The organism is Yoonia sp. GPGPB17, assembly GCF_037892195.1.
Taxonomy (GTDB): Bacteria; Pseudomonadota; Alphaproteobacteria; order Rhodobacterales; family Rhodobacteraceae; genus Yoonia.
The window spans coordinates 1,409,763-1,428,865 of sequence record NZ_JATACI010000002.1 but is presented as its reverse complement, the minus strand read 5'-3'; the positions used below and the strand labels follow the sequence as shown (position 1 = coordinate 1,428,865).

Genomic DNA, 19,103 nt, shown 5'->3' with positions numbered 1-19,103 from the left:
TTCAGCCTGAGGGCGGGTGAGTTTCTGCTCCTGAAGGGGCGCAACGGCGCTAAGCAAGTCCACTCTTCTGCGAACACTTTATCGCAGCTATCTCGCCCAAGATGGGGAGATCCTGTTTTATTCCGACCATGGCGCTATCGATCTTGTGCGTGCGGCTGATGTAGACATCACGCATCTGCGGCGCACAGAGATCGGCTTTGTCACACAATTTCTGACGGCGCGCCCCCGCGTGAGTGCAGAGGCGCTGGTGGCAGAGCCGCTGCGCCTTGCTGGATATTCGGCAGAGGATGCGCTCAGACAGGCGCGGCACTGGCTGAGTGCCTTTGGTGTCAAAGAGGCGCTTTGGGCGGCATACCCCACAACATTCTCTGGAGGTGAGCAGCAGAAGGTCAATCTGGCTCGCGCACTGATCTTGCCGCAACGGCTCTTGCTGCTTGATGAGCCGACAGCGTCTCTTGATGTAGCCGCGCGGGCAGCACTTGTGCGGCGTCTCGCTGACCTCAAGGCGCAAGGCACAGCGATGATCGGCGTATTCCACCATCCGGGCGATGTCGCCGCCCTCATTGACCGCGAAATTGATCTCACCCCTGACGCTGCCCCGCAAGAGGATCGACACGATGTGGCTCTCTGATTTCACAGTCGTTCTGCCTGATCGGGTGGTTCCCGGCGGATCCGTTTTGGTCGAAGATGGGGTGATCACCGAGATCAAGGAACATGCCGTTGCTGGCGGCATTCAGGGGGACGGCAAACACCTCTTCCCTGGTTTCATCGACATGCACGGCGATATGATCGAGTTGGAGCTTGAGCCACGTGTACACGTGGACTTTCCAATGGATGTCGCACTCGGTCACCTTGATACGCGGCTTGCCGCGACGGGTGTCGTGACAGCCTATGCCGCCGTGTCCTTTTCACGCGGTGCGCGGGATGGTGAGCGCCGGTCTTTTGAACACACCTGCGGGGTCATCCGAGCACTCAAGACGGCAAAGCAGGCGATGCGGGTCGATCATAAGATCCACGCCCGCTTTGACATTACCTTTACCGAAGCCATCGATGCCTTGGGTGATTTGCTTGTCGATGGGCAAGTGGATCTGGTGTCTGTCATGGACCACACCCCCGGCCAGGGCCAGTATCGCAACCTTGAGCGTCATATTGAGCTGCGCGCGGCACACTATGGCGTTTCGGTGGAAGAGGCGCGCGCGAAGGTGCAGGCAAAAATGGATGAGGCAATGGGGTCGGAACAGATTTTGACCAACCTGCAACGGGTCTCCGCCCTCTGCAAAGAACATAGCGTCGCGATGGTCAGCCATGACGATGATACGGTCGAGAAATCTAACCTCATTGCGGATTTTGGCGCTGTAATCAGTGAATTTCCGGTGACGATGGAAGCCGCTGAAACGGTTGTTTCACGCGGACTCATGACTGCGATGGGTGCGCCCAATGCGATGCGTGGGCAAAGCTATTCGGGCAACCTTTCCGCACGCGATCTCCATGCGGCCGGGATGCTGCATATTCTTGCGGCCGACTATCATCCGGCTGCGATCCTGCCTGCGGTCCGGGTTTTGGCCAAGACCGATCCACGGGGTCTTGCTGGTGCGACGCGGCTCGCGACGGCAAATCCCGCAAAGGCACTTGGCCTTACAGATCGTGGTGAAATCGCGGTCGGAAAACGCGCCGATCTCTGCATTGTAGATGGGCGTGACCGGGTTGTTGAGACGTTGAAGGCCGCCCAAATCGTGCATTCGAACGGCGCTATGACATCCGCCGCGGCCGGACTGCGCACCGTCGCCTGAGACGTAACAAAACTGTCATGGAAAGGACTCTGGCCTGTTACGCAGCAGGCGCTAAATCAGGTCAGAAAATTCATTCGGATGAATCGATATGCCTGAACTTCTCAAGCTTTCAAATGTCACCCGTGTCTTTGGCGAAACTACCGCCGTAGATAATGTTTCGCTCGAAATTGAGCCGGGCCAGTTCGTCGGGGTGATCGGACGCTCCGGCGCGGGCAAGTCCACAATGCTCCGCCTGATCAACAGGCTCATTGACCCCACTTCGGGGTCGATTTCATTTCAGGGTACCGAAATTACGGCGCTCAAAGGCAAGCCCTTGCGGGGATGGCGGCGCGACTGCGCGATGATCTTTCAGCAGTTCAATCTTGTTGAACGTCTGGACGTCCTAACCAATGTCCTGATCGGGCGTTTGGCGGAGCATGGGTTCCTCTCATCCATGGCGATGAACTTCACCGATGAAGAGCGTGCTATGGCAGTTGAGGCGTTGGATCGGCTGGATTTGGTGCCGCAAGCCCTGCAACGCGCTGGCACCCTTTCGGGCGGACAGCAACAGCGCGTCGCTATAGCTAAGGCATTGGTGCAAAAACCAAAAATAATGCTCGCGGATGAGCCTATCGCCTCGCTTGATCCTGCAAATGCAACGCTTGTGATGGATGGTTTGAAACAGATCAACCGCGAAGATGGGATCACTGTGCTGGTCAATCTGCACACCCTTGATACTGCACGCGCCTACAGCGACCGCATCATCGCGATGCGGCAAGGACGGGTGTTCTTTGATGGGACAGCGCAACAGCTCACCGATGGCGTGGTGCGCGATATCTACGGGCTTGAGGGTCTCAAAGAGTTCAACGAAGCCGTGACCTCCACAGCCGTGCGAGAGATGGCCTGAAAAGCAAACGTAAATCAGGGAGATGAATGATGCGTTTTCTAACTAATACTGCGCTTTGCGCGCTGATTGCTGCCCCGGCTTTCGCGGAATGGCGTGACGACTATGCTGTTCTGAAGTTCGGTATTCTGTCGGGTGAGAACGAAAAAGACCGCCTGCTGCGCAACGAGCCGCTGCGCGTGTTCTTGGAAGAAAAACTGGGTGTTGAAGTCGAGATCTTCACTGCGGGCAACTACGATGGCGTCATTCAGGCGATGGCTGCTGACCAGATCGAAATTGGTCGCTTCGGTTCGTCGTCATACGCTGCTGCCTACACTGCGACCAATGGCGGTGTTGTCCCAACGCTCACGAATTTGCGCGAGAATGGTGCAACTGGCTACTACTCCATCGTTGTGACGCGTTGCGATAGCGGGATTGAGACACTGGCCGATGCCGAAGGCAAGGTACATGCCTTCGCGGACCCGGATTCCACGTCCGGCTACGCTGTTCCTTACTTCAATATGGTGAACGTCGATGGCATTGTTCCTGAAGAGTTTTTCGGCACAGTCACCTTCTCCGGTAGCCATGAGGCCGGTGTGAGCGGGGTGGTGAACGGGACATTCGACACTGCCGCCACCTGGTGGAACAACGAAGCCGACGGTGTCTTTCAGCGTATGATCTCAAAAGGTATGATCGAAGACGGACAGGTGTGCAAAATCTGGGAAAGCCCCGAAATCACATCGGGCCCATGGACTTTCCGCTCCAACCTGCCTGCCGATCTGATCAAGGATGTCACCGCCGCTATCGAGGCATTCCCGACAGAAGATGTCGAGGGCTTCCGTATCTATTCGGAATGGTCAGCAGACAACGACAACAACCAGGCGGGCTTTCAGCGCGTTGATCACGAACGCTATCAGTGGATCGTTGATATGCGCGAATGGATCCGTGAACAGCGCCGCGCGGGCTAAGGGTATCAGTATAGGGCAGGTCTTCGGGCCTGTCCTTGCTCGTTCTGGAGTGTTTTGATGACAGTCATCACCGATCCCGCTTTTGCGCCCTCAAACAGCGCAAAGATTGATGCGTTCGAGGTAGATTTCGCCGCGGCGCGTAAATCATCCCGCCGCGCGTGGCTCATCGGATCAGTGTTGTTTTTCATCGTATTTATGGTGACATCCTGGTTGGGCGACTTCTTTCGTGTGACGCAGTTGACGATGCCGGACGGGTCGCGCGAATGGCGATGGGTGCTCGCTGCTGGCATACCACGCCTCGGGGAATTCGTCTCGCAAATGATCCCAAACTTGCGCTGGGAAACGCTGGGCGCCGACTTGTCAGAGTGGTTCTGGCGCTGGCGCACGTGGCTGAAACTGCTGTTTGAAACCATCCTGATTGCCTATATGGCGACGGTGCTGGGCGTCATCGGCGGGTTTCTTCTGTCCTTTCCGGCCTCCCGTAACCTAGCACCCAACAAGTTGGTGCTGTGGATCACCCGCCGGTATCTGGAAATTGCGCGCACTGTGCCAGAGCTGGTTTGGGCCATCATCTTTGTTTTCTGTTTCTCGGTCGGTCCCATGGTAAGCGTTCTTGCTATCGGCCTGCACGCCACGGGCGCGCTGGGAAAACTCTACTCCGAGGTCAACGAAAACATAGACATGGGCCCGCTCGAAGGAGTGAAAGCGGCAGGTGGGACATGGTTTGATCAGATCCGCTATGGCGCCGTTCCGCAGGTCATGCCTAACATCATCAGCTACACGCTGCTGCGGTTTGAGATCAACGTGCGCGCTTCGTCCATCATCGGCTATGTGGGTGCCGGTGGCCTTGGGCAGGAGTTTCGTGTCGCGATGAGCTTTCAGGAATACACCGATCTTTCGGCGCTTTTCGTGATCATCTTCGTGACGGTCATGATCATCGACTATGGGTCTGAAAAGCTGCGCCATCGGATCATCGGCTTGGAAGGAATGCGCACATGACTCCCGACCAGATCGCCGCTGCCAAGACTCGCGTTCCGCGCGCCTTTCGCGATCCGCCGCTGGTGCGCGCCCGCAAGATCAGCCTGCGTGTCTTCATGATCGGGCTCTTTTGCTACTGCCTCTGGGCGTTTGATTTCAGCCCAGAGCGGATTTGGACAGGACTGGAACGGTTTGGCACCGTCGCAAGTTTCATGTTTCCGCCCTACATCTGGACAACATGGGAAGAGTTTTCCGAGATTTTGAACGGTCTCGGCGAGACGCTCGCGATCGCTTTCCTCGGGACAGTACTCGGTGCTGTGATCGCTTTTCCGCTATCGTTCCTCGGTGCTAAGAACATCAACCGGTTCACCTTCTGGCGCCAGACGGCGCGGCGTGGTTATGACGTGATCCGCGCGTTTGAGACGCTCATCCTCGCTCTCATCTTTATCCGTGCTTTTGGTCTTGGCCCGCTTGCGGGCATCCTCGCGATTACGGTGAGCGAAATCGGGACCTTTTCGAAGCTTTTCTCTGAGGCAATTGAGAATACCTCCGAACGTCCCATCGACGGTGTGAAAGCATCAGGTGGTTCGCGCCTGCAGCAAATCCGTTTTGGTATCATGCCGCAGGTGAACCCAGTGATCCTGTCGATCCTGCTTTACAACTTTGAGTCCAACGTCCGCTCGGGTACGATCCTTGGCATCGTGGGTGCAGGCGGCATTGGCTTCCTGCTGTCCGACCGGATCAGCGCATATCGGTGGGGCGAGGCATGGTCGATCATCTTCCTCATTATCGCAATGGTTTACGTGATCGACTGGCTGTCGGGGCTCGTCCGGCAGCGCCTGATCGGCAAAGCGGACCTCGCAAAGTGAGCGGGGCAGGATCAAAAAAGCGTTTGACAGACGCCCCCACCATCCATCCGAATGCGACAGTCGCTGATTGCGACCTCGGTGTCTGGACAGAGGTCGGCGACGGCACAGTGATGAAAGATGTTGAGATGGGGGACTATTCCTACATCACCCGCAACTGCCATGTCGTCTGGGCGGCGATCGGCAAGTTCTGTTCGATCGCGAATGACACCCGCATAAACCCTGGCAACCACCCTACCTGGCGCGCAACACAGCACCATTCTGTTTATCGAGCGGAGGCCTACGGACTTGGCGATGATGACCATGACTTCTTTCAATGGCGCAAAGAGCATTGGGTCACAATCGGTCACGATGTTTGGATAGGGCATGGTGTAACAGTCACTGCAGGTGTCACAATTGGTGATGGTGCGGTTGTTGGGGCTGGTGCCGTTGTGACGCGCGACGTTGCCCCCTACACCTTTGCGGGCGGTGTGCTTAAGCTAGGTTTATCAAGCGCCGCTTTTCGGAAGAGCAGGCCCAAGCGTTACAAGCGATTGCGCTTTGGAACTGGCCGCGCGACAAGTATCAGGCCGCGTTGCCTGACATTCGTACACTGGAGATTGACCGTTTCATTCAAAAATACGGCTGACCACTGCGCTGTATCAATGCCTACGCAGCGTCCGTTTGCAGCTACGGCATCGGCAATTGTGGTGGGCACTCATTGACGTCAGATCAGTCATTGGACTCCCTGTCGGTTTCAAATGTTGCGGCGAACGTTTGTCAGGCGGCGATTTGATCTTACGAAAACACAATACTATTGGCACAGATCCAATCGTTAGAACGCTGCGAGCGTATGTTCCAATCCCCCCTCGATATGGGATTGAAGCGATCTTGCCGCGCCATCAATGTCTCGGGCAAGCGCCGCGTCGAACATTTCCTTATGTTCCTGAACGGCGGCCTGACCACGATTTGTCAGGACAAGCACCTGGTAACGCAAATACTTGTCGAACAGAACAGCATGGAGCGACGGTAGATTTCGAGAGCCGCAGGCTTCGATCAATGCGAGATGGAATTCCCAGTCGTACCGCTTCCAGTCTTCCTTTTGGCTGTCGTCGCCGGTCAGCATCTTCTGTTCCATCAGGTGCAGTTTGTGATGCGCAGCGACGAGGTTTCCTTCCCAATCGGTGTTCTCAAAATCGGCCAATGTGAACTGGTTGAGTGCTGCAAGGGTATTTTTGTTCGGTGCACGGGATGTCTGGTTTGTTGTCGGCATTCCCATCTACTTTTATGCGGTCCTGTCGAACGGCACGACCGAAGGCAATCGAACCGCTTTTTTTTGATCGGTACATTCATGGCGGGCTGGGTGATCCTTTACGGTTTGGTGCAAGCCAATGCCCCACATATATTGCGCGCAAAAACGCGGCCGGAACATGAGTTGATCGCCGCGGCGCGCGGTTGGGCTTGGGCTCTGGCCATCGTACCGGCTATTTTGACAGCCATTGCTGTCGTAGCAGGTGAGCCGCACGTGTGGTTGACGATTGCACTGGTGGTCGGGCTGCTGGCATTCGGTGCTGTTTTCGCCGTGAACTCATCGCTTCATTCCTACTTGATTTTAGCCTTCACCAAGGCAGAGCGCGTTACAATGGATGTAGGCTTTTACTACATGGCGAATGCCGCGGGACGATTGGCCGGAACACTCCTGTCTGGCCTCACCTATCAGGTTGGCGGGCTGCCACCGATGTTGGGGATTGCGGCTGTCATGGTTGCGCTGTCTGCTGCGATGGTTGGATTTTTGAAGCCAGAACAAGCGTAGGGGGCGCAGTCCCGGCCAACTAGGCGTAGTTTTACAGAACTGTTGTGTTTTTGTTGCCAAACCGTCGCGTCCCGCGTGCACGGCTTTACAGGTTATTTCTAGGGGGAAAACATCCAATGACCTGTAAACTTGTTGCTATGACATCCGTCATTGCGATCTCGGCCGGTATGGCCAACGCTGACGCATTCAACCGCATTTCTAGCTTTCCGACATTTCTGAACAACGCTGACGCTGGCGAAGAAAGCTCTGCCGAAATTATCAGCGCCACCGCTGATGGCATGACTTTGGTCTATTCCGACAGCCCGCTAGGCGTGATCGGTCTGATCGACATCACTGATCCGGCGAATCCAACGCCAAAGGGCAACATCGCAGTAGGTGGAGAGCCGACAGCCGTCTCGATCATCGGGAACACCGCGTTTGTAGGGGTGAACACGTCCGAAAGCTTCACGAACCCGTCGGGCATGGTCAAAGCCTTTGATCTGGACAGCATGACCGAGATTGCGGCCTGCGATTTGGGCGGCCAACCAGATTCGACGGCAACCGCACCAGATGGGTCTTTCATCGCCGTTGCAATCGAAAATGAGCGGGATGAAGACCTGGGCGACGGACGCGTGGGCCAGACGCCGGGTGGCTTTCTTGTCACCGTCGATGTGGCCGATGGCACGCTGAATTGCGACTCGCTCAACGTGATTGATGTGTCCGGTTTGGCCGATGTAGCCCCGGAAGATCCCGAGCCCGAATTTGTCGACATCAACGCCGAAGGCGAGATTGTCGTCACCCTGCAGGAAAACAACCACATTGTCGTGGCGAACAAGGACGGCGTGATCAGCCATTTTTCTGCCGGGGCGGTCGATCTGGAAGGCATTGACGCAACGGATGAACGCGCTGCCTTAATCTTCAACGAAAGCCAGCCTGGTCGCTTACGCGAACCTGACGCGGTGCAGTGGATCGACAACACGCATTTCGCCATCGCCAACGAAGGCGACATGGATGGAGGATCGCGCGGCTGGTCGATCTTCAGCCAGGATGGCGCGTTGGTCTACGAGAACGGCACAGGTTTTGAGCATGCCATTGTAGAGGTCGGGCATTATCCGGATCGCCGCTCTGATGCGAAAGGGGTTGAGCCCGAAGGGATGGAGTTTGGCGTATTTGATAATACGCCGATGGCGTTCATTCTGGCCGAACGATCCTCAATCGTCGGCGTTTATGACCTGACCGATCCAACAGCACCCTTGCTTGCGCAGCTCCTGCCAAGTGGTGTCGGGCCTGAAGGCGCGGTCGCAATCCCTGCGCGCAACCTTTTTGTCACGGCGAATGAGGTTGACCTGATCGAAGATGGCGGCGTGCGCAGCCATGTCATGATTTATCAATTGCAGGATGCGGACCCCGCCTATCCGCAGCTGACATCGGCAGGTGCGGATGAGCTTATTGGCTGGGGCGCGATCTCTGGCATGGTGGCGGACGCGGATGGCATAGTCTGGGCCGTGAACGACAGCTTTTATGGCTTTCAGCCAACGATCTTCAAAATCGACACGACGACCACCCCTGCGACGATTGTTGACAGCATCCCGGTCACCCGACAGAACGGTGATCCGGCCCAGCAACTCGACATGGAAGGCATCACGCTGGATGGCGAAGGCGGTTTCTATATCGCCTCTGAGGGTCGCACCGACCGGGTGATCCCACACGCGATTTACCATGTGAACGCTGACGGAGAAATCCAATTTCGCGATGGAGAGATCGGTCTGCCGCCAGAGTTGATGGCAAATGAACGTCGATTTGGTTTTGAAGGGATCACCAAGGTTGGAGATGTCCTTTGGATGGCTGTCCAACGTGAATGGGCAGACGACCCCGCCAACCACGTTAAACTGGTTGCCTACAACCTCGAAACAGAAGAATGGGGCGCGGTGCATTATCCAAAAGCCGAACCTTCGACTGGTTGGGTCGGTTTGTCAGAAATCGTGGCGCACGGTGACTTTGTCTACGTCATCGAGCGCGACAACCAAATCGGCGGGGCCGCGGTGACCAAGAAAATCTATCGTATTCCAGCCGCCGAAATGGTGCCCGCACCATTGGGCGAAGCGCTGCCCGTGGTTAGCAAGGAGGAGGTCCGCAACCTAATCCCCGATTTGTTGACATTAAATGGTTACGCGGTCGACAAGGTCGAAGGTCTGGCCATTTTCCCAGATGGCACGGCGTGGATCAGCACTGATAACGACGGTGTGGACGATAGTTCTGGCGAGACATATTTCTGGTCGCCAGGTCAGTTTTAAGGAGCTGAAATATTTGAGTAGCTGGCGTCGGAGGGAGACCTCCGGCGCTATTTTTGTGCGGGTTGCGTCCGACATGCGCTCTGTCATCAACCAGATTCCAAAACGTCACGTTCGGTAGATACCAGCGTCACACAACGCGCCGATGTTGCAGGTCTCAATCATCTCATATGAGAAGGAGATTTCCGTGCGACATTCAGTTTCTCTTGTTCTTCCCATGGCACTGCTTTGGGCGACGGCAGCAGCTGCAAAAGATACTTCATACAACGCATCTGTTCATGTTGTTCCCAGCAGCACCGGTGCCGACATGGCGCGCGGCACTGTTTTTATCGATGCCAACCGCAACGGTATTTTGGATGATGCCGAAATAGGTATCGCGGGCGTTCTGGTGTCGAATGGTCGTGAAGTGGTCGCGACGGATGACGTCGGTTCATACGCGCTTCCCGTTTATGGTGACATGAACCTCTTCATAACCAAACCTGCGGGCTACACGACCCCGGTTGATGCGTTTTTGGTGCCGCAGTTTAGCTATATCCATAAGGAGGAAGGGTCTCCCGATCTCCGTTTTGGTGGGATCGAACCTACGGGACCCATGCCAGAGGCGGTCAACTTTCCGCTGATCGCGGATAACTCGGCGCGGGCTGAGTTTGAATGCCTCGTGTTTGGTGACGCACAGCCCTATTTCAACATGCAGGTGTCCTACGTGCGCGAAACCGTGGGCCGGATGCTGGCCGCGCGGAACAACAGCGATACAGAGTGCTTGTTGTTTGCTGGCGATATCATGGGCGATGACCTGTCGCTTTATCCACGTTTCAAGGAAATCATCACCGTTGGCGACACACCCCAATATTACGCAGGTGGTAATCATGACGTCGATTTTGACGCAGAAAGCGACCAGCATTCCTTCGACACATTCCGCCGAGAATGGGGACCGGAATACTATTCGTTTGATATCGGCAACGTGCATTTCGTGACACTTGATAACGTACGCTATCCCTGCAACGGCGTTGACGATCATCCGTTTTGTGATCCCTCAGAGCGCCAAACTTATAACGGCGTTGTCCATGATCGGCAGTTGGAATGGCTGGCCAATGACCTGTCTTTTGTGCCAGACGACAAACTGATTGTGATGATGGCGCATATACCGTTCCAGACTTTCACGGATAACACGGCTGCCAAGCACCAGACTGACAATCTGGATGCATTGGTCGAAATTCTAGGCGAACGACTTGTGCTTGGTCTCTCTGGCCATACGCACACGACCGAGAACATTCTGACAGGCGAATACTACGAAGGTTGGGAGGAAAACACAGGCGTTGGCCCGGCCCCTTTTCACCAAATTGTCACCGGTGCCTTGTCGGGTTCGTGGTGGTCGGGCAGCCTGAATGACGACGGGGTGCCCGGTGCGCCGCAGCGTCTGGGCAGCCCGCGCGGGTTCTATCAGCTTGCATTTGACGGGGCGGACTACCAGGAAAGCTACAAATCCTTTACCCATGATCATAGTGAACAGTTCCACGTTTCGTTCAACTCTCCCCGCTACCGTGAATGGGCCCAAAAGCTCGTGGATTACGTCAATGTCTATGGCGGCACGCGCAGTGAGGTGATCCCACCGGTATCACTGAATGATATGGGCGACGTGAACATGCTGACTCGCGCTGATCTTGAAGGGCAGACATGGGCGGTCGTAAATGTCTGGAATGGTAGCCGCGAAGACACGGTCATGCTGCAAATCAATGACGGGGCAGCGTTCGAGGCCACACGTACCCAGAAAGGCACCGGTGAAGCCAAGCTGCGATCAATCGAGGCATCCGACCCCTTTGCCATCTTCCGACAATTCAGCGATACACGCCGCGCCATGGCGTCAGCGTCCGGTAACAACGGGTACGAAATGTTCCAGGGCAGCATCTGGGAGGGGAATGCCGGACCGCTTGACAGCTGGCTGTGGACCAATTCATCGCCGCATCTCTGGACCGTTGATCTGCCCGCAGATCTTCCCGCAGGTATCCACAGTCTGACCGTCAAGGTCGAAGATCATCACGGGCGGACATACAGCGACACCATTGCGTTCGAAGTTGTCGAGGAAATCCCTGACATGACTTGGCAGGAAGTGTTCTGGGAGTAGCTCTCTTTGTTGAAGTCAGGAGGCGCTCACTACAAGTGGGCGCCTTTTGCATGCTCACAACTGAGACTGTTGTACCCGAAAGCGCCACAAGATGTGGTGTCAGTCACGCCGTTGTCACACAACAACTTTACCCCAACAGCAACCGGACCTGCGTGAGATCGCATATGCTGTTCAGAACTCTTTTCCTATCAGACATTCACCTTGGTACACGTGGATGCCGCGCCGATCTACTTGTGGCGTTTCTAAGAAAACACGACGCAGGTACCATCTATCTGGTCGGTGATATCTTCGATGGCTGGGCGCTTACCCGGCGAGGATGGCACTGGCCGCAAGAACATAACAATGTGGTTCAAACCTTGTTGGATAAGGCAAGGCGCGGCACCCGGATCATCTTTGTGCCCGGCAACCACGATGAAGTGATGCGCAACTATCTGGGCACCCATTTCGGTGGCATCGAGGTGGTGCAGACTGCCGATTTCACAGGCATGAATGGCAAGCACTATCTGGTCACGCATGGTGACCAGTTTGATGCCGTGGTTATGAATGCCAAATGGCTCGCCCATTTCGGGGACGCAGCCTATGATTTTCTGATCTGGCTGAATCCCAAGATTAATCGTATCAAGTCGCTTTGGGGAGGCCAATATTGGTCATTGTCCAAATGGGCCAAGCGGCAGGTCAAGACGGCAGTGAATTTTATCGGCCAATACGAGGATGTGCTGGCCGAAGAGGCACGGCGCGGTGGCTATGACGGCGTAATCTGCGGCCATATCCATCACGCCAACATCCGTCAAATCAAGGATATCGACTACATCAACACGGGCGATTGGGTCGAAAGCTGCACGGCAATTGCCGAACACCCCACCGGTGAAATCGAACTGATTGATTGGGAAGAGAAAGCGACGGCGGATCGCAAGCCGCCGCGCAAAACTGCAAAGCAACTCGCCCGAGCAGATACCTGAAGCAGGGAGAGACTAATGACATCTGTCACCGAACAACTGAGCGCGGCAGTGAACCAGAACGCGACCATGACGCGCGAGGGCCTACTGGAGCGCGCTTTTTCAAGGCTGTTTCATGGTCTGGTCTATGCGCAAATCTGGGAAGACCCGGTCGTTGATATGGAGGCGCTGCAAATCCAACCCGACGACAACCTCGTCTGTATCACCTCGGGCGGATGCAACGTGTTGTCCTACCTTGCCGCCAACCCGGCATCCATCACCGCTGTTGATCTCTCGCCTGCGCATGTGATGTTGAACAAGTTGAAACTGGCGACAGTGCAACATGCGCCAGACTACGCAACCCTTTTTGCCATGCTGGTTCGGGGCGATCAGCCCACCAATGTCTTGAACTTTGATACCTATGCCGCACCTTTTCTTGACGCGGAAACGCATAGGTTCTGGAACGCGCATACCCTGACAGGACCACGAAAAAGAATACTGGCGCGGGGGCTTTACCGTCACGGGCTGCTGGGCAGGTTCATTGGCGTCGTTCACGTCATCGCCAAACTGGCTCGCGTTGATTTTGCGCCTCTTCTGGCGGCCCAATCGCTGGCGGAGCAGCAAGCGTTCTACGAACAACAGATTGTTCCCCTTTATAACAGCCGCATTATCAAATTTCTGGCAAACCGCCGGGCGTCTCTTTTCGGTTTGGGCATTCCCCCGGCGCAATATGACAAGCTGGCGGCGGATGCAGGAGGTGATATCGTTGCGGTCTTGCAGGAACGAACACGCAAGCTGTTTTGTGACTTCCCGATCAAGGACAACTATTTTGCCTGGCAAGCCGCCTATCGGGGCTATGAGCCGGTCCCACGCCCCGCTGTGCCCCCTATTTAGCGCCCGAGAATTTCGCAGCAATACGTGCGGGTGCAGCACGGGTGACAGTGTTGAACAGATCCGTGACCGACGTATTGGCGCAACAACCGACGGCCTCGAAAGACTGTTACGTCCTGCTGGATGCGCAAGACTGGATGAACGATGATCAGTTAAACGCATTGTGGGATGAGATCTCCCGAACTGCTGCACCCGGCGCGCGGGTCATCTTCCGAACTGGCGGCAGGGAAGACATCTTACCGGGTCGCGTGAATCACGGGACGCTGTCACGCTGGTCTTATCAGGCCGATGCTTCGGCCCGAGGTTTCCGCAATGATCGGTCAGCGATTTACGGCGGATTTCATCTTTATCATTTCAAAGGCTAAAGCGCATGACCGAAACGCATAGCGCACTTATGGATCAAGTATATCGCAAGCAGCGATTTTTCTACGACGCGACCCGGAAATACTATCTCTTGGGTCGCGATTACACCTTGCGCCAACTGAAGCCTGATGCCGCTGCGCATATTCTGGAAATCGCGTGCGGCACCGGGCGCAATTTGGCGCAGGTTGATATGCGCTATCCAGGCAGATATCTTTATGGGCTTGATATCTCGTCGGAAATGCTCCGCTCGGCGCGCGCAAAGCTGGGGGATCGGGCCAAACTTGCACAAGGGGATGCTTGCGATTTTGATCCGTTGGACCTGTTTGGCCGCGCCAAGTTTGACCGCATCGTGATGTCCTACTGCGTCTCAATGATCCCACAATGGCAGTCGGCAATCGAGGAAGCTGTTGATCACCTTGCGCCCGATGGTGAGCTGCACATTGTGGATTTTGGCGATCAGTTGCGCATGCCGCAGTGGTTTAGCCGAAACCTGCGCAACTGGCTTGCACGTTTTCATGTCGTCCCTAGGGACGACCTGCACCGTATACTCAACGGCCTGCAAGAGGCACAGGTCACCCACAAACAACTGCTGCGCAGCTATGTCCAATATGCTTGCGTTCGAAAAGGCGATATCGCCGATCGACCCGAAGCTAAAGTTGAACAATACGGATAGACAAAGGGCTCGCGTATCCACGGGAAAACTGAAAACCCAATTGCAGAATCTCACCACCTAGATCTGCTACACTATTCAACACTTTCGTCTTAAACCGGGAAGCGCGCGCATCGTCCGAACCCCTGTGCTTAAACCGCCAAATGCAACCTCAGTTTTTACCTCTCTATCGTCTTGCACGCATGACAAACTCAATTGAATGTCAGGTACGCGCGACATTCTTCGTTTGACTGTCACCCGTTGCAAATGGCTGCGTCCTCCCTGTAGCGCCAAGCAGTGTTCGAGTAAGACTTATTCGTGCGAATTCGGCAAGCGGCACGTTTGTCGAGCGACCTGTGAATTCGCTTCCTGATTCATGCTGCGGTTCGCATGAATGGTCGTATCTTTTGCCGCGAGGCAGCACGGAAAGTCTCGTTCATGCCGCATTTCTTATGCTGCGAGCGCACGCAGCATAGTTCCAGGGCTTCCGTTGCGGACCTAAGAGGCGATGCAGCATCTATCCTGCGGTATACCCATGTCCCGGGCTATACGGCCCACAGCCGACCTCCGCAATGGGGTGGCAATGCTGCGGCGCGGCCCGGTGCAGGAGACATTCGCTGTGAGCGCAGAATTTTGAGGTTTTCGAATTGGCGGCCTAAGCGCAACAGGGCCGTCACGCGCTCGTGCGGTGCCCCACCACCTAAGCCACTAAACACGCCAAACTTGAGTTCTCGCAAGTTTCGAAATTCTCAAAGTGTTATTTGTAATTAATTCGGGGGTTAGGGCATCCACGTCCAAAAATTCGTTTGGAAGTTTGTACCCCTTGTCTATCAATATTTTCTTCTTTTCCTTGTATGGCTTCGTTCCTAGTTCTCCATTCGTCTTTGGGTCCACCAAGATCAAATTGCCGACTTGGCCGACGATACGCGCTTCTCGCTTTCTGCCGATCGCTATAGCTTAGAATCCGCATGCCTGCTCAGGATGGCAAAAGCCTGCAAAGTGGAAGTCCATCTGACGATCTCATTGTAATATCGAGATCTAACGCAATGATACTGAGCTGCGGACACAGAGGTTCGCGCCGCCCGCGTTATGGCTCAAAGTCTAGCGAGCAAACAAAATCATGGTTAGGAGCGGTCCGATGTCAGGCAATCTTTGATGTAAAGTCAGACTTTGCGCCAAGTAGCTGACAGACCTGTGTTTTTGCTCAATAAGTACATTTTACATGTTTGCTTTGTGAGGCTGTGAGCTCGAATAGAATTCCTAAGAATTTCTCGAGACAAAAAATAACCCCGCCTAACAAGTCGTTAGGCGGGGTCGTCAAAAACATCCAGTTGCGAGAACTTTACTCTCGGCTGCCGAAAAGCTGCAGGAGGAACATGAACATGTTGATGAAGTCCAGATACAGGTTCAGCGCACCCATAATTGCAGACTTTGCCAGCCATTCCTGATCGCCATGCGCGGCATGCGCGATGTAGTCGTTCTTGATCTTCTGTGTGTCATAGGCGGTCAGACCCGCAAAGATCAGCACACCCAGGATCGAAATCGCGAACATGATGGCAGGGGACTGCAGGAAGATGTTGACGATCATCGCTACGATCAGGCCAATCACACCCATGATCAGGAATGTACCCCAACCAGAGATATCTTTTTTCGTGGTGTACCCATAAAGGCTCAGACCCGCGAAAGCGATCGAGGTGATCAAGAAGACATTCGCAATGGACAAGCCGGTGAAGGCCACAAAAATCCACGCCATCGACAGACCCATAACGGATGCAAAGACATAGAAGAATGTCTGAGCGGCTGCCGCAGAGAACCGGTTAATCATCGCGCCAAACATAAAGATCATGCCCAGCGGTGCGAACATCACGATCCACCCAAGGATATTTGGGGACAGCGTGATCGGGTCGCGGAAGACTGAAAGCAGCGCAGGGGATGTACCTACCGCCCATGCGACCGCAAATGTCAGCAACATGCCTACGGACATGGTACCGTAGACCTTGTTCATGTGGGCGCGAAGACCCTCATCAATCTCAGCGGCGCGGACCCCTCCGACCGTCCGAATAAGTTGTTCTTGAGCCATGTTTGACCTCCAAAATAAACAGTAGCGCCGCAAAACGGCTTCCTTGCCCAAGATATTGGCAGGTGCCGGTGTTTTTTCAAGGCTATATTGGGCCGTTTTGCGGTTTTCTGATCATTTCGCGCGGGAATGTCGCAACTACCCCCAGAACAGACACTAACGGAGCCAATAACCGGGCGCATCCCAGGAAGACTTCAGGCTTTCTTGCACGGCTTCACTGCGGCTGATGCCGATATCATTCAGCATATGATCGTCGAGGTCCAAAAGGTGACGACGTTGGCGTCTAACCGTGAGCATTGCGTCCAGTTTCGCCCAGAAGGAGCGTGGCTTCATGCTGTGTTTTGCACAGATATTTGTTTGGCTGGTTGAGATGCTCATATCATTTCCTCTCGTGATGCTTTGTCTCTCTTATATTTCGATGCTTGATATATGGGCGATGGCGCGGCATAATGAAAATGAATACTTTTGAAATCAAACATCAGGATTTGTGATATGTTGCGAAACCTTGATCTCACAGCACTGCGGTCTTTTGTTGCTGTTTCGGATGCGGGCGGGGTGACACGTGCTGCGGGCACATTGAATCTGACGCAATCAGCCGTCTCGATGCAGCTCAAACGATTGGAAGACTCGCTGAACGTTTCTTTATTGGACCGTTCTTCGCGCACGATTGCCCTGACGCTGACCGGTGAACAACTGTTGGGCTATGCCCGGTCCATGTTGAAAATCAACGATGAGGCTTTGACCCGGCTGACCGCAACGGAATTCGAAGGTGAGCTGAGGCTTGGTGTGCCGCACGACATTATTTACCCCACAATTCCGGCGGTTCTAAAGCGTTTTGCTGCAGATTTTCCGCGGATGCAGGTCAAGCTGATCTCAGCGCCAACGCGCAAGCTGTTGAATATGTTTGGCCGAGGCGAAGTCGATCTTATTTTGACGACCGAGGAGACCTGTGGTCCGGGTGGTCAGGTCCTTGTTGAACTGCCGCTGCTGTGGATTGGTGCGCTGGATGGCGTTGCATGGCGCAAACAGCCACTGCCGGTGGCCTTCTGCAAGAACTGCATTTTCCGAAGCGGTGTCCTGCAAGCATTGAACGAAGATAACATCAATTGGATGATGGCGGTTGATTCTGAGTTAGATAACGCTGTTGAGGCCGCCGTCAGTGCAGATCTTGCTGTGCATGTTGCGCTGAAGGGGAACTTGCCGCCGCAGACCCAAGTGATCGAGCATGGCGGCTTACTGCCCAGTCTGAAGCCGCAAAACATCAACCTCTATGTGCTCAAGACCGAAGATGCCGCAAGTAAATCAATGGCCGAGATTATCCAGCAATGCTATGCGGCACCGCATCCAAAGCCGCAGCTTCTTACGGCGTAACGACAACCTTGCCAGTTGATTTGCGGGTGCGCATCAGTTCCAGCGCGTCTGCGGCCTGATCAAGGGGCAAGCTATGGCTGATGTGCGGTTTCAGCCTGCCGTCGGCGTGCCAAGCCATCAATGTCGCCAGACTGTCCGTCAGGGCTTGCGCATTGAAGGCCAGATAACCACCCCAATAGAATCCGATCACCGTGATGTTTTTGACCAGAATGATGTTTGCGGGAATTTGGGGGACCTCACCGCTGGCAAACCCGATCACGATCACCCTGGCCTCGCGGTTGCAAGCGCCCAACGCGGCCTTGAACGCGTCACCACCAACCGGATCGTAGACAACATCCGCCCCGCCCAATGCCTTGACCGCTGCTTTGATATCATCGGTGTCGCTGTCAATCAGGTGATCTGCGCCTGCCGCCTTGGCGACGGCCAGCTTCTCGGCCCCGCGTGCCACTGCAATCACGGTGGCCCCCATGGCCTTGGCGATCTCAACCGCCGTCAGGCCAACACCTCCCGCAGCGCCCAAAACCAGCAGCGTCTCACCCGGCTGCAATTTTGCACGCCGGTCCAATGCCAGATGTGATGTGCCATAGGCGACCATAAATCCCGCCGCGATCTCATCGGCCATCGTCTCTGGCACGGGCTTCTGCAAAGGGCGGCAGGGAACACACCTTTCTGGGCGAGCCCACCCTGACCACCAAAAACAGCCACACGGGTACCGATGGCTGGCGCTTGAACGTCTGGGCCATGGCCGACAACGGTGCCGCACACCTCCATACCTAACGTAAAGGGTGGCTGTGGTGTGTCCTGATAGGTGCCTTTTGCCATCAGTAAATCCGCAAAGTTCAGGCCGCATGCTGCAATCTCGAGCAATACTTCACCCGGTCCGGGCGCTGGATCGGGCAGGTCCGTCAGCTTCGGCTCTGCGCCAAAAGTGGTCACTTGAAATGCGTGCATCAGCATCGAATCCTTCGAATTGAGTCTCTCAAAACCCTTATCAGGAACAAGCAGCGATTTGTAAAATGACGGGTTTTTCGATCACTTTTTCTGGCAAATTGCGTGAACAGCCTATCCTTAAGTTAAGGTAACGGGCTGCAACCGTTGCGTGTTTTGTGCTAATGCTATTTGGCACTTCCTACAAACTGGCGACGTGACAAACATCACCGCCTGAAACG

At 55.0% G+C, this 19,103-nt stretch carries 18 protein-coding genes and 2 pseudogenes; 15 read left to right on the top strand and 5 right to left on the bottom strand.

The annotated features are described in order from the left end of the window. The first annotated feature begins 67 nt into the window (after positions 1–67). From QTO30_RS07705 to QTO30_RS07675, 7 genes are all read left to right on the top strand, one after another. Positions 68–631: an ATP-binding cassette domain-containing protein gene (locus tag QTO30_RS07705; protein ID WP_340425897.1), complete on the top strand. Its 564-nt coding sequence runs from the start codon at positions 68–70 to the stop codon at positions 629–631. After that, entirely contained in the window at positions 618–1,790 is a 1,173-nt protein-coding gene (locus QTO30_RS07700; RefSeq protein WP_340423592.1) for an alpha-D-ribose 1-methylphosphonate 5-triphosphate diphosphatase, read from the top strand. Before QTO30_RS07705 ends, QTO30_RS07700 begins: the two co-directional genes overlap by 14 nt. A gap of 88 nt (positions 1,791–1,878) precedes the next feature. Then, on the top strand, positions 1,879–2,676 hold the full coding sequence (gene phnC / locus QTO30_RS07695; protein WP_340423590.1) for a phosphonate ABC transporter ATP-binding protein: 798 nt from the start codon (positions 1,879–1,881) through the stop codon (positions 2,674–2,676). A 26-nt stretch (positions 2,677–2,702) separates the two neighbouring features. Further along, the gene (phnD, locus tag QTO30_RS07690) at positions 2,703–3,620 is read left to right on the top strand and encodes a phosphate/phosphite/phosphonate ABC transporter substrate-binding protein (protein ID WP_340423589.1); all 918 of its coding nucleotides are present in this window, start codon (positions 2,703–2,705) and stop codon (positions 3,618–3,620) included. A 57-nt stretch (positions 3,621–3,677) separates the two neighbouring features. After that, on the top strand, positions 3,678–4,619 hold the full coding sequence (gene phnE, locus QTO30_RS07685; protein WP_340423588.1) for a phosphonate ABC transporter, permease protein PhnE: 942 nt from the start codon (positions 3,678–3,680) through the stop codon (positions 4,617–4,619). Then, positions 4,616–5,467 carry a phosphonate ABC transporter, permease protein PhnE gene (gene phnE / locus QTO30_RS07680; protein ID WP_340423586.1) on the top strand — a complete coding sequence of 284 codons (852 nt, stop codon included), beginning with the start codon at positions 4,616–4,618 and terminating at the stop codon, positions 5,465–5,467. Before phnE (QTO30_RS07685) ends, phnE (QTO30_RS07680) begins: the two co-directional genes overlap by 4 nt. A gap of 23 nt (positions 5,468–5,490) precedes the next feature. Then, positions 5,491–6,168, top strand: coding sequence for a DapH/DapD/GlmU-related protein (locus QTO30_RS07675; RefSeq protein ID WP_340423585.1), 678 nt, complete (start codon positions 5,491–5,493; stop codon positions 6,166–6,168). 110 nt (positions 6,169–6,278) lie between these two features. Here the strand turns inward: QTO30_RS07675 and QTO30_RS07670 are convergent, their stop codons facing one another. After that, on the bottom strand, positions 6,279–6,569 hold the full coding sequence (locus tag QTO30_RS07670) for an FCD domain-containing protein (protein ID WP_445327184.1): 291 nt from the start codon (positions 6,567–6,569) through the stop codon (positions 6,279–6,281). A gap of 58 nt (positions 6,570–6,627) precedes the next feature. On the opposite strand from QTO30_RS07670, the pseudogene QTO30_RS07665 reads away from it, so the two are divergent. The 7 genes and pseudogenes from QTO30_RS07665 to QTO30_RS07635 form a co-directional block, all read left to right on the top strand. Next, a pseudogene (locus tag QTO30_RS07665) lies at positions 6,628–7,256 on the top strand (organoarsenical effux MFS transporter ArsJ); the annotation flags it as partial. A gap of 116 nt (positions 7,257–7,372) precedes the next feature. After that, the gene (locus QTO30_RS07660; RefSeq protein ID WP_340423584.1) at positions 7,373–9,529 is read left to right on the top strand and encodes an esterase-like activity of phytase family protein; all 2,157 of its coding nucleotides are present in this window, start codon (positions 7,373–7,375) and stop codon (positions 9,527–9,529) included. A 184-nt stretch (positions 9,530–9,713) separates the two neighbouring features. Further along, positions 9,714–11,648, top strand: a complete 1,935-nt coding sequence (locus QTO30_RS07655; RefSeq protein WP_340423583.1) for a calcineurin-like phosphoesterase family protein — start codon at positions 9,714–9,716, stop codon at positions 11,646–11,648. A gap of 164 nt (positions 11,649–11,812) precedes the next feature. After that, a complete protein-coding gene (locus QTO30_RS07650) occupies positions 11,813–12,607 on the top strand; it encodes a UDP-2,3-diacylglucosamine diphosphatase (protein WP_340423581.1) in 795 nt (264 codons plus the stop codon). 15 nt (positions 12,608–12,622) lie between these two features. Continuing rightward, positions 12,623–13,477, top strand: a complete 855-nt coding sequence (locus QTO30_RS07645) for a BtaA family protein (protein ID WP_340423579.1) — start codon at positions 12,623–12,625, stop codon at positions 13,475–13,477. A 41-nt stretch (positions 13,478–13,518) separates the two neighbouring features. After that, the gene (locus QTO30_RS07640) at positions 13,519–13,839 is read left to right on the top strand and encodes a DUF3419 family protein (protein WP_340423578.1); all 321 of its coding nucleotides are present in this window, start codon (positions 13,519–13,521) and stop codon (positions 13,837–13,839) included. Between the two features lie 5 nt (positions 13,840–13,844). Continuing rightward, a complete protein-coding gene (locus tag QTO30_RS07635; RefSeq protein WP_340423577.1) occupies positions 13,845–14,510 on the top strand; it encodes a class I SAM-dependent methyltransferase in 666 nt (221 codons plus the stop codon). A gap of 684 nt (positions 14,511–15,194) precedes the next feature. Here the strand turns inward: QTO30_RS07635 and QTO30_RS22060 are convergent. The 3 genes from QTO30_RS22060 to QTO30_RS07625 all read right to left on the bottom strand — a co-directional run bounded on the left by QTO30_RS22060 (position 15,195) and on the right by QTO30_RS07625 (position 16,941). Next, positions 15,195–15,410: a GmrSD restriction endonuclease domain-containing protein gene (locus tag QTO30_RS22060; RefSeq protein WP_445327183.1), complete on the bottom strand. Its 216-nt coding sequence runs from the start codon at positions 15,408–15,410 to the stop codon at positions 15,195–15,197. 418 nt (positions 15,411–15,828) lie between these two features. Next, positions 15,829–16,566, bottom strand: coding sequence for a Bax inhibitor-1/YccA family protein (locus QTO30_RS07630; RefSeq protein WP_340423576.1), 738 nt, complete (start codon positions 16,564–16,566; stop codon positions 15,829–15,831). Between the two features lie 153 nt (positions 16,567–16,719). Next, positions 16,720–16,941 carry a DUF1127 domain-containing protein gene (locus tag QTO30_RS07625; protein WP_340423574.1) on the bottom strand — a complete coding sequence of 74 codons (222 nt, stop codon included), beginning with the start codon at positions 16,939–16,941 and terminating at the stop codon, positions 16,720–16,722. Between the two features lie 114 nt (positions 16,942–17,055). On the opposite strand from QTO30_RS07625, the gene QTO30_RS07620 reads away from it, so the two are divergent. Beyond that, a complete protein-coding gene (locus QTO30_RS07620; protein WP_340423573.1) occupies positions 17,056–17,934 on the top strand; it encodes a LysR family transcriptional regulator in 879 nt (292 codons plus the stop codon). Here QTO30_RS07620 and QTO30_RS07615 read toward each other — a convergent pair. After that, a pseudogene (locus QTO30_RS07615) lies at positions 17,924–18,885 on the bottom strand (NADPH:quinone oxidoreductase family protein). The gene QTO30_RS07620 and the pseudogene QTO30_RS07615 sit on opposite strands and share 11 nt — an antisense overlap. Positions 18,886–19,103 lie beyond the last annotated feature (218 nt).

Excerpts from the sequence above, each read along its gene's own strand:
- QTO30_RS07635 (WP_340423577.1), top strand. The coding sequence starts at position 13,845 with ATGACCGAAACGCATAGCGCACTTATGGATCAAGTATATCGCAAGCAG.
- QTO30_RS07630 (WP_340423576.1), bottom strand. The coding sequence starts at position 16,566 with ATGGCTCAAGAACAACTTATTCGGACGGTCGGAGGGGTCCGCGCCGCT.
- phnE (WP_340423588.1), top strand. The coding sequence starts at position 3,678 with ATGACAGTCATCACCGATCCCGCTTTTGCGCCCTCAAACAGCGCAAAG.
- QTO30_RS07670 (WP_445327184.1), bottom strand. The coding sequence starts at position 6,569 with ATGCTGACCGGCGACGACAGCCAAAAGGAAGACTGGAAGCGGTACGAC.
- QTO30_RS07650 (WP_340423581.1), top strand. The coding sequence starts at position 11,813 with ATGCTGTTCAGAACTCTTTTCCTATCAGACATTCACCTTGGTACACGT.
- phnE (WP_340423586.1), top strand. The coding sequence starts at position 4,616 with ATGACTCCCGACCAGATCGCCGCTGCCAAGACTCGCGTTCCGCGCGCC.
- phnD (WP_340423589.1), top strand. The coding sequence starts at position 2,703 with ATGATGCGTTTTCTAACTAATACTGCGCTTTGCGCGCTGATTGCTGCC.
- QTO30_RS07645 (WP_340423579.1), top strand. The coding sequence starts at position 12,623 with ATGACATCTGTCACCGAACAACTGAGCGCGGCAGTGAACCAGAACGCG.
- QTO30_RS07700 (WP_340423592.1), top strand. The coding sequence starts at position 618 with ATGTGGCTCTCTGATTTCACAGTCGTTCTGCCTGATCGGGTGGTTCCC.
- QTO30_RS07660 (WP_340423584.1), top strand. The coding sequence starts at position 7,373 with ATGACCTGTAAACTTGTTGCTATGACATCCGTCATTGCGATCTCGGCC.
- QTO30_RS07620 (WP_340423573.1), top strand. The coding sequence starts at position 17,056 with ATGTTGCGAAACCTTGATCTCACAGCACTGCGGTCTTTTGTTGCTGTT.
- phnC (WP_340423590.1), top strand. The coding sequence starts at position 1,879 with ATGCCTGAACTTCTCAAGCTTTCAAATGTCACCCGTGTCTTTGGCGAA.
- QTO30_RS07625 (WP_340423574.1), bottom strand. The coding sequence starts at position 16,941 with ATGAGCATCTCAACCAGCCAAACAAATATCTGTGCAAAACACAGCATG.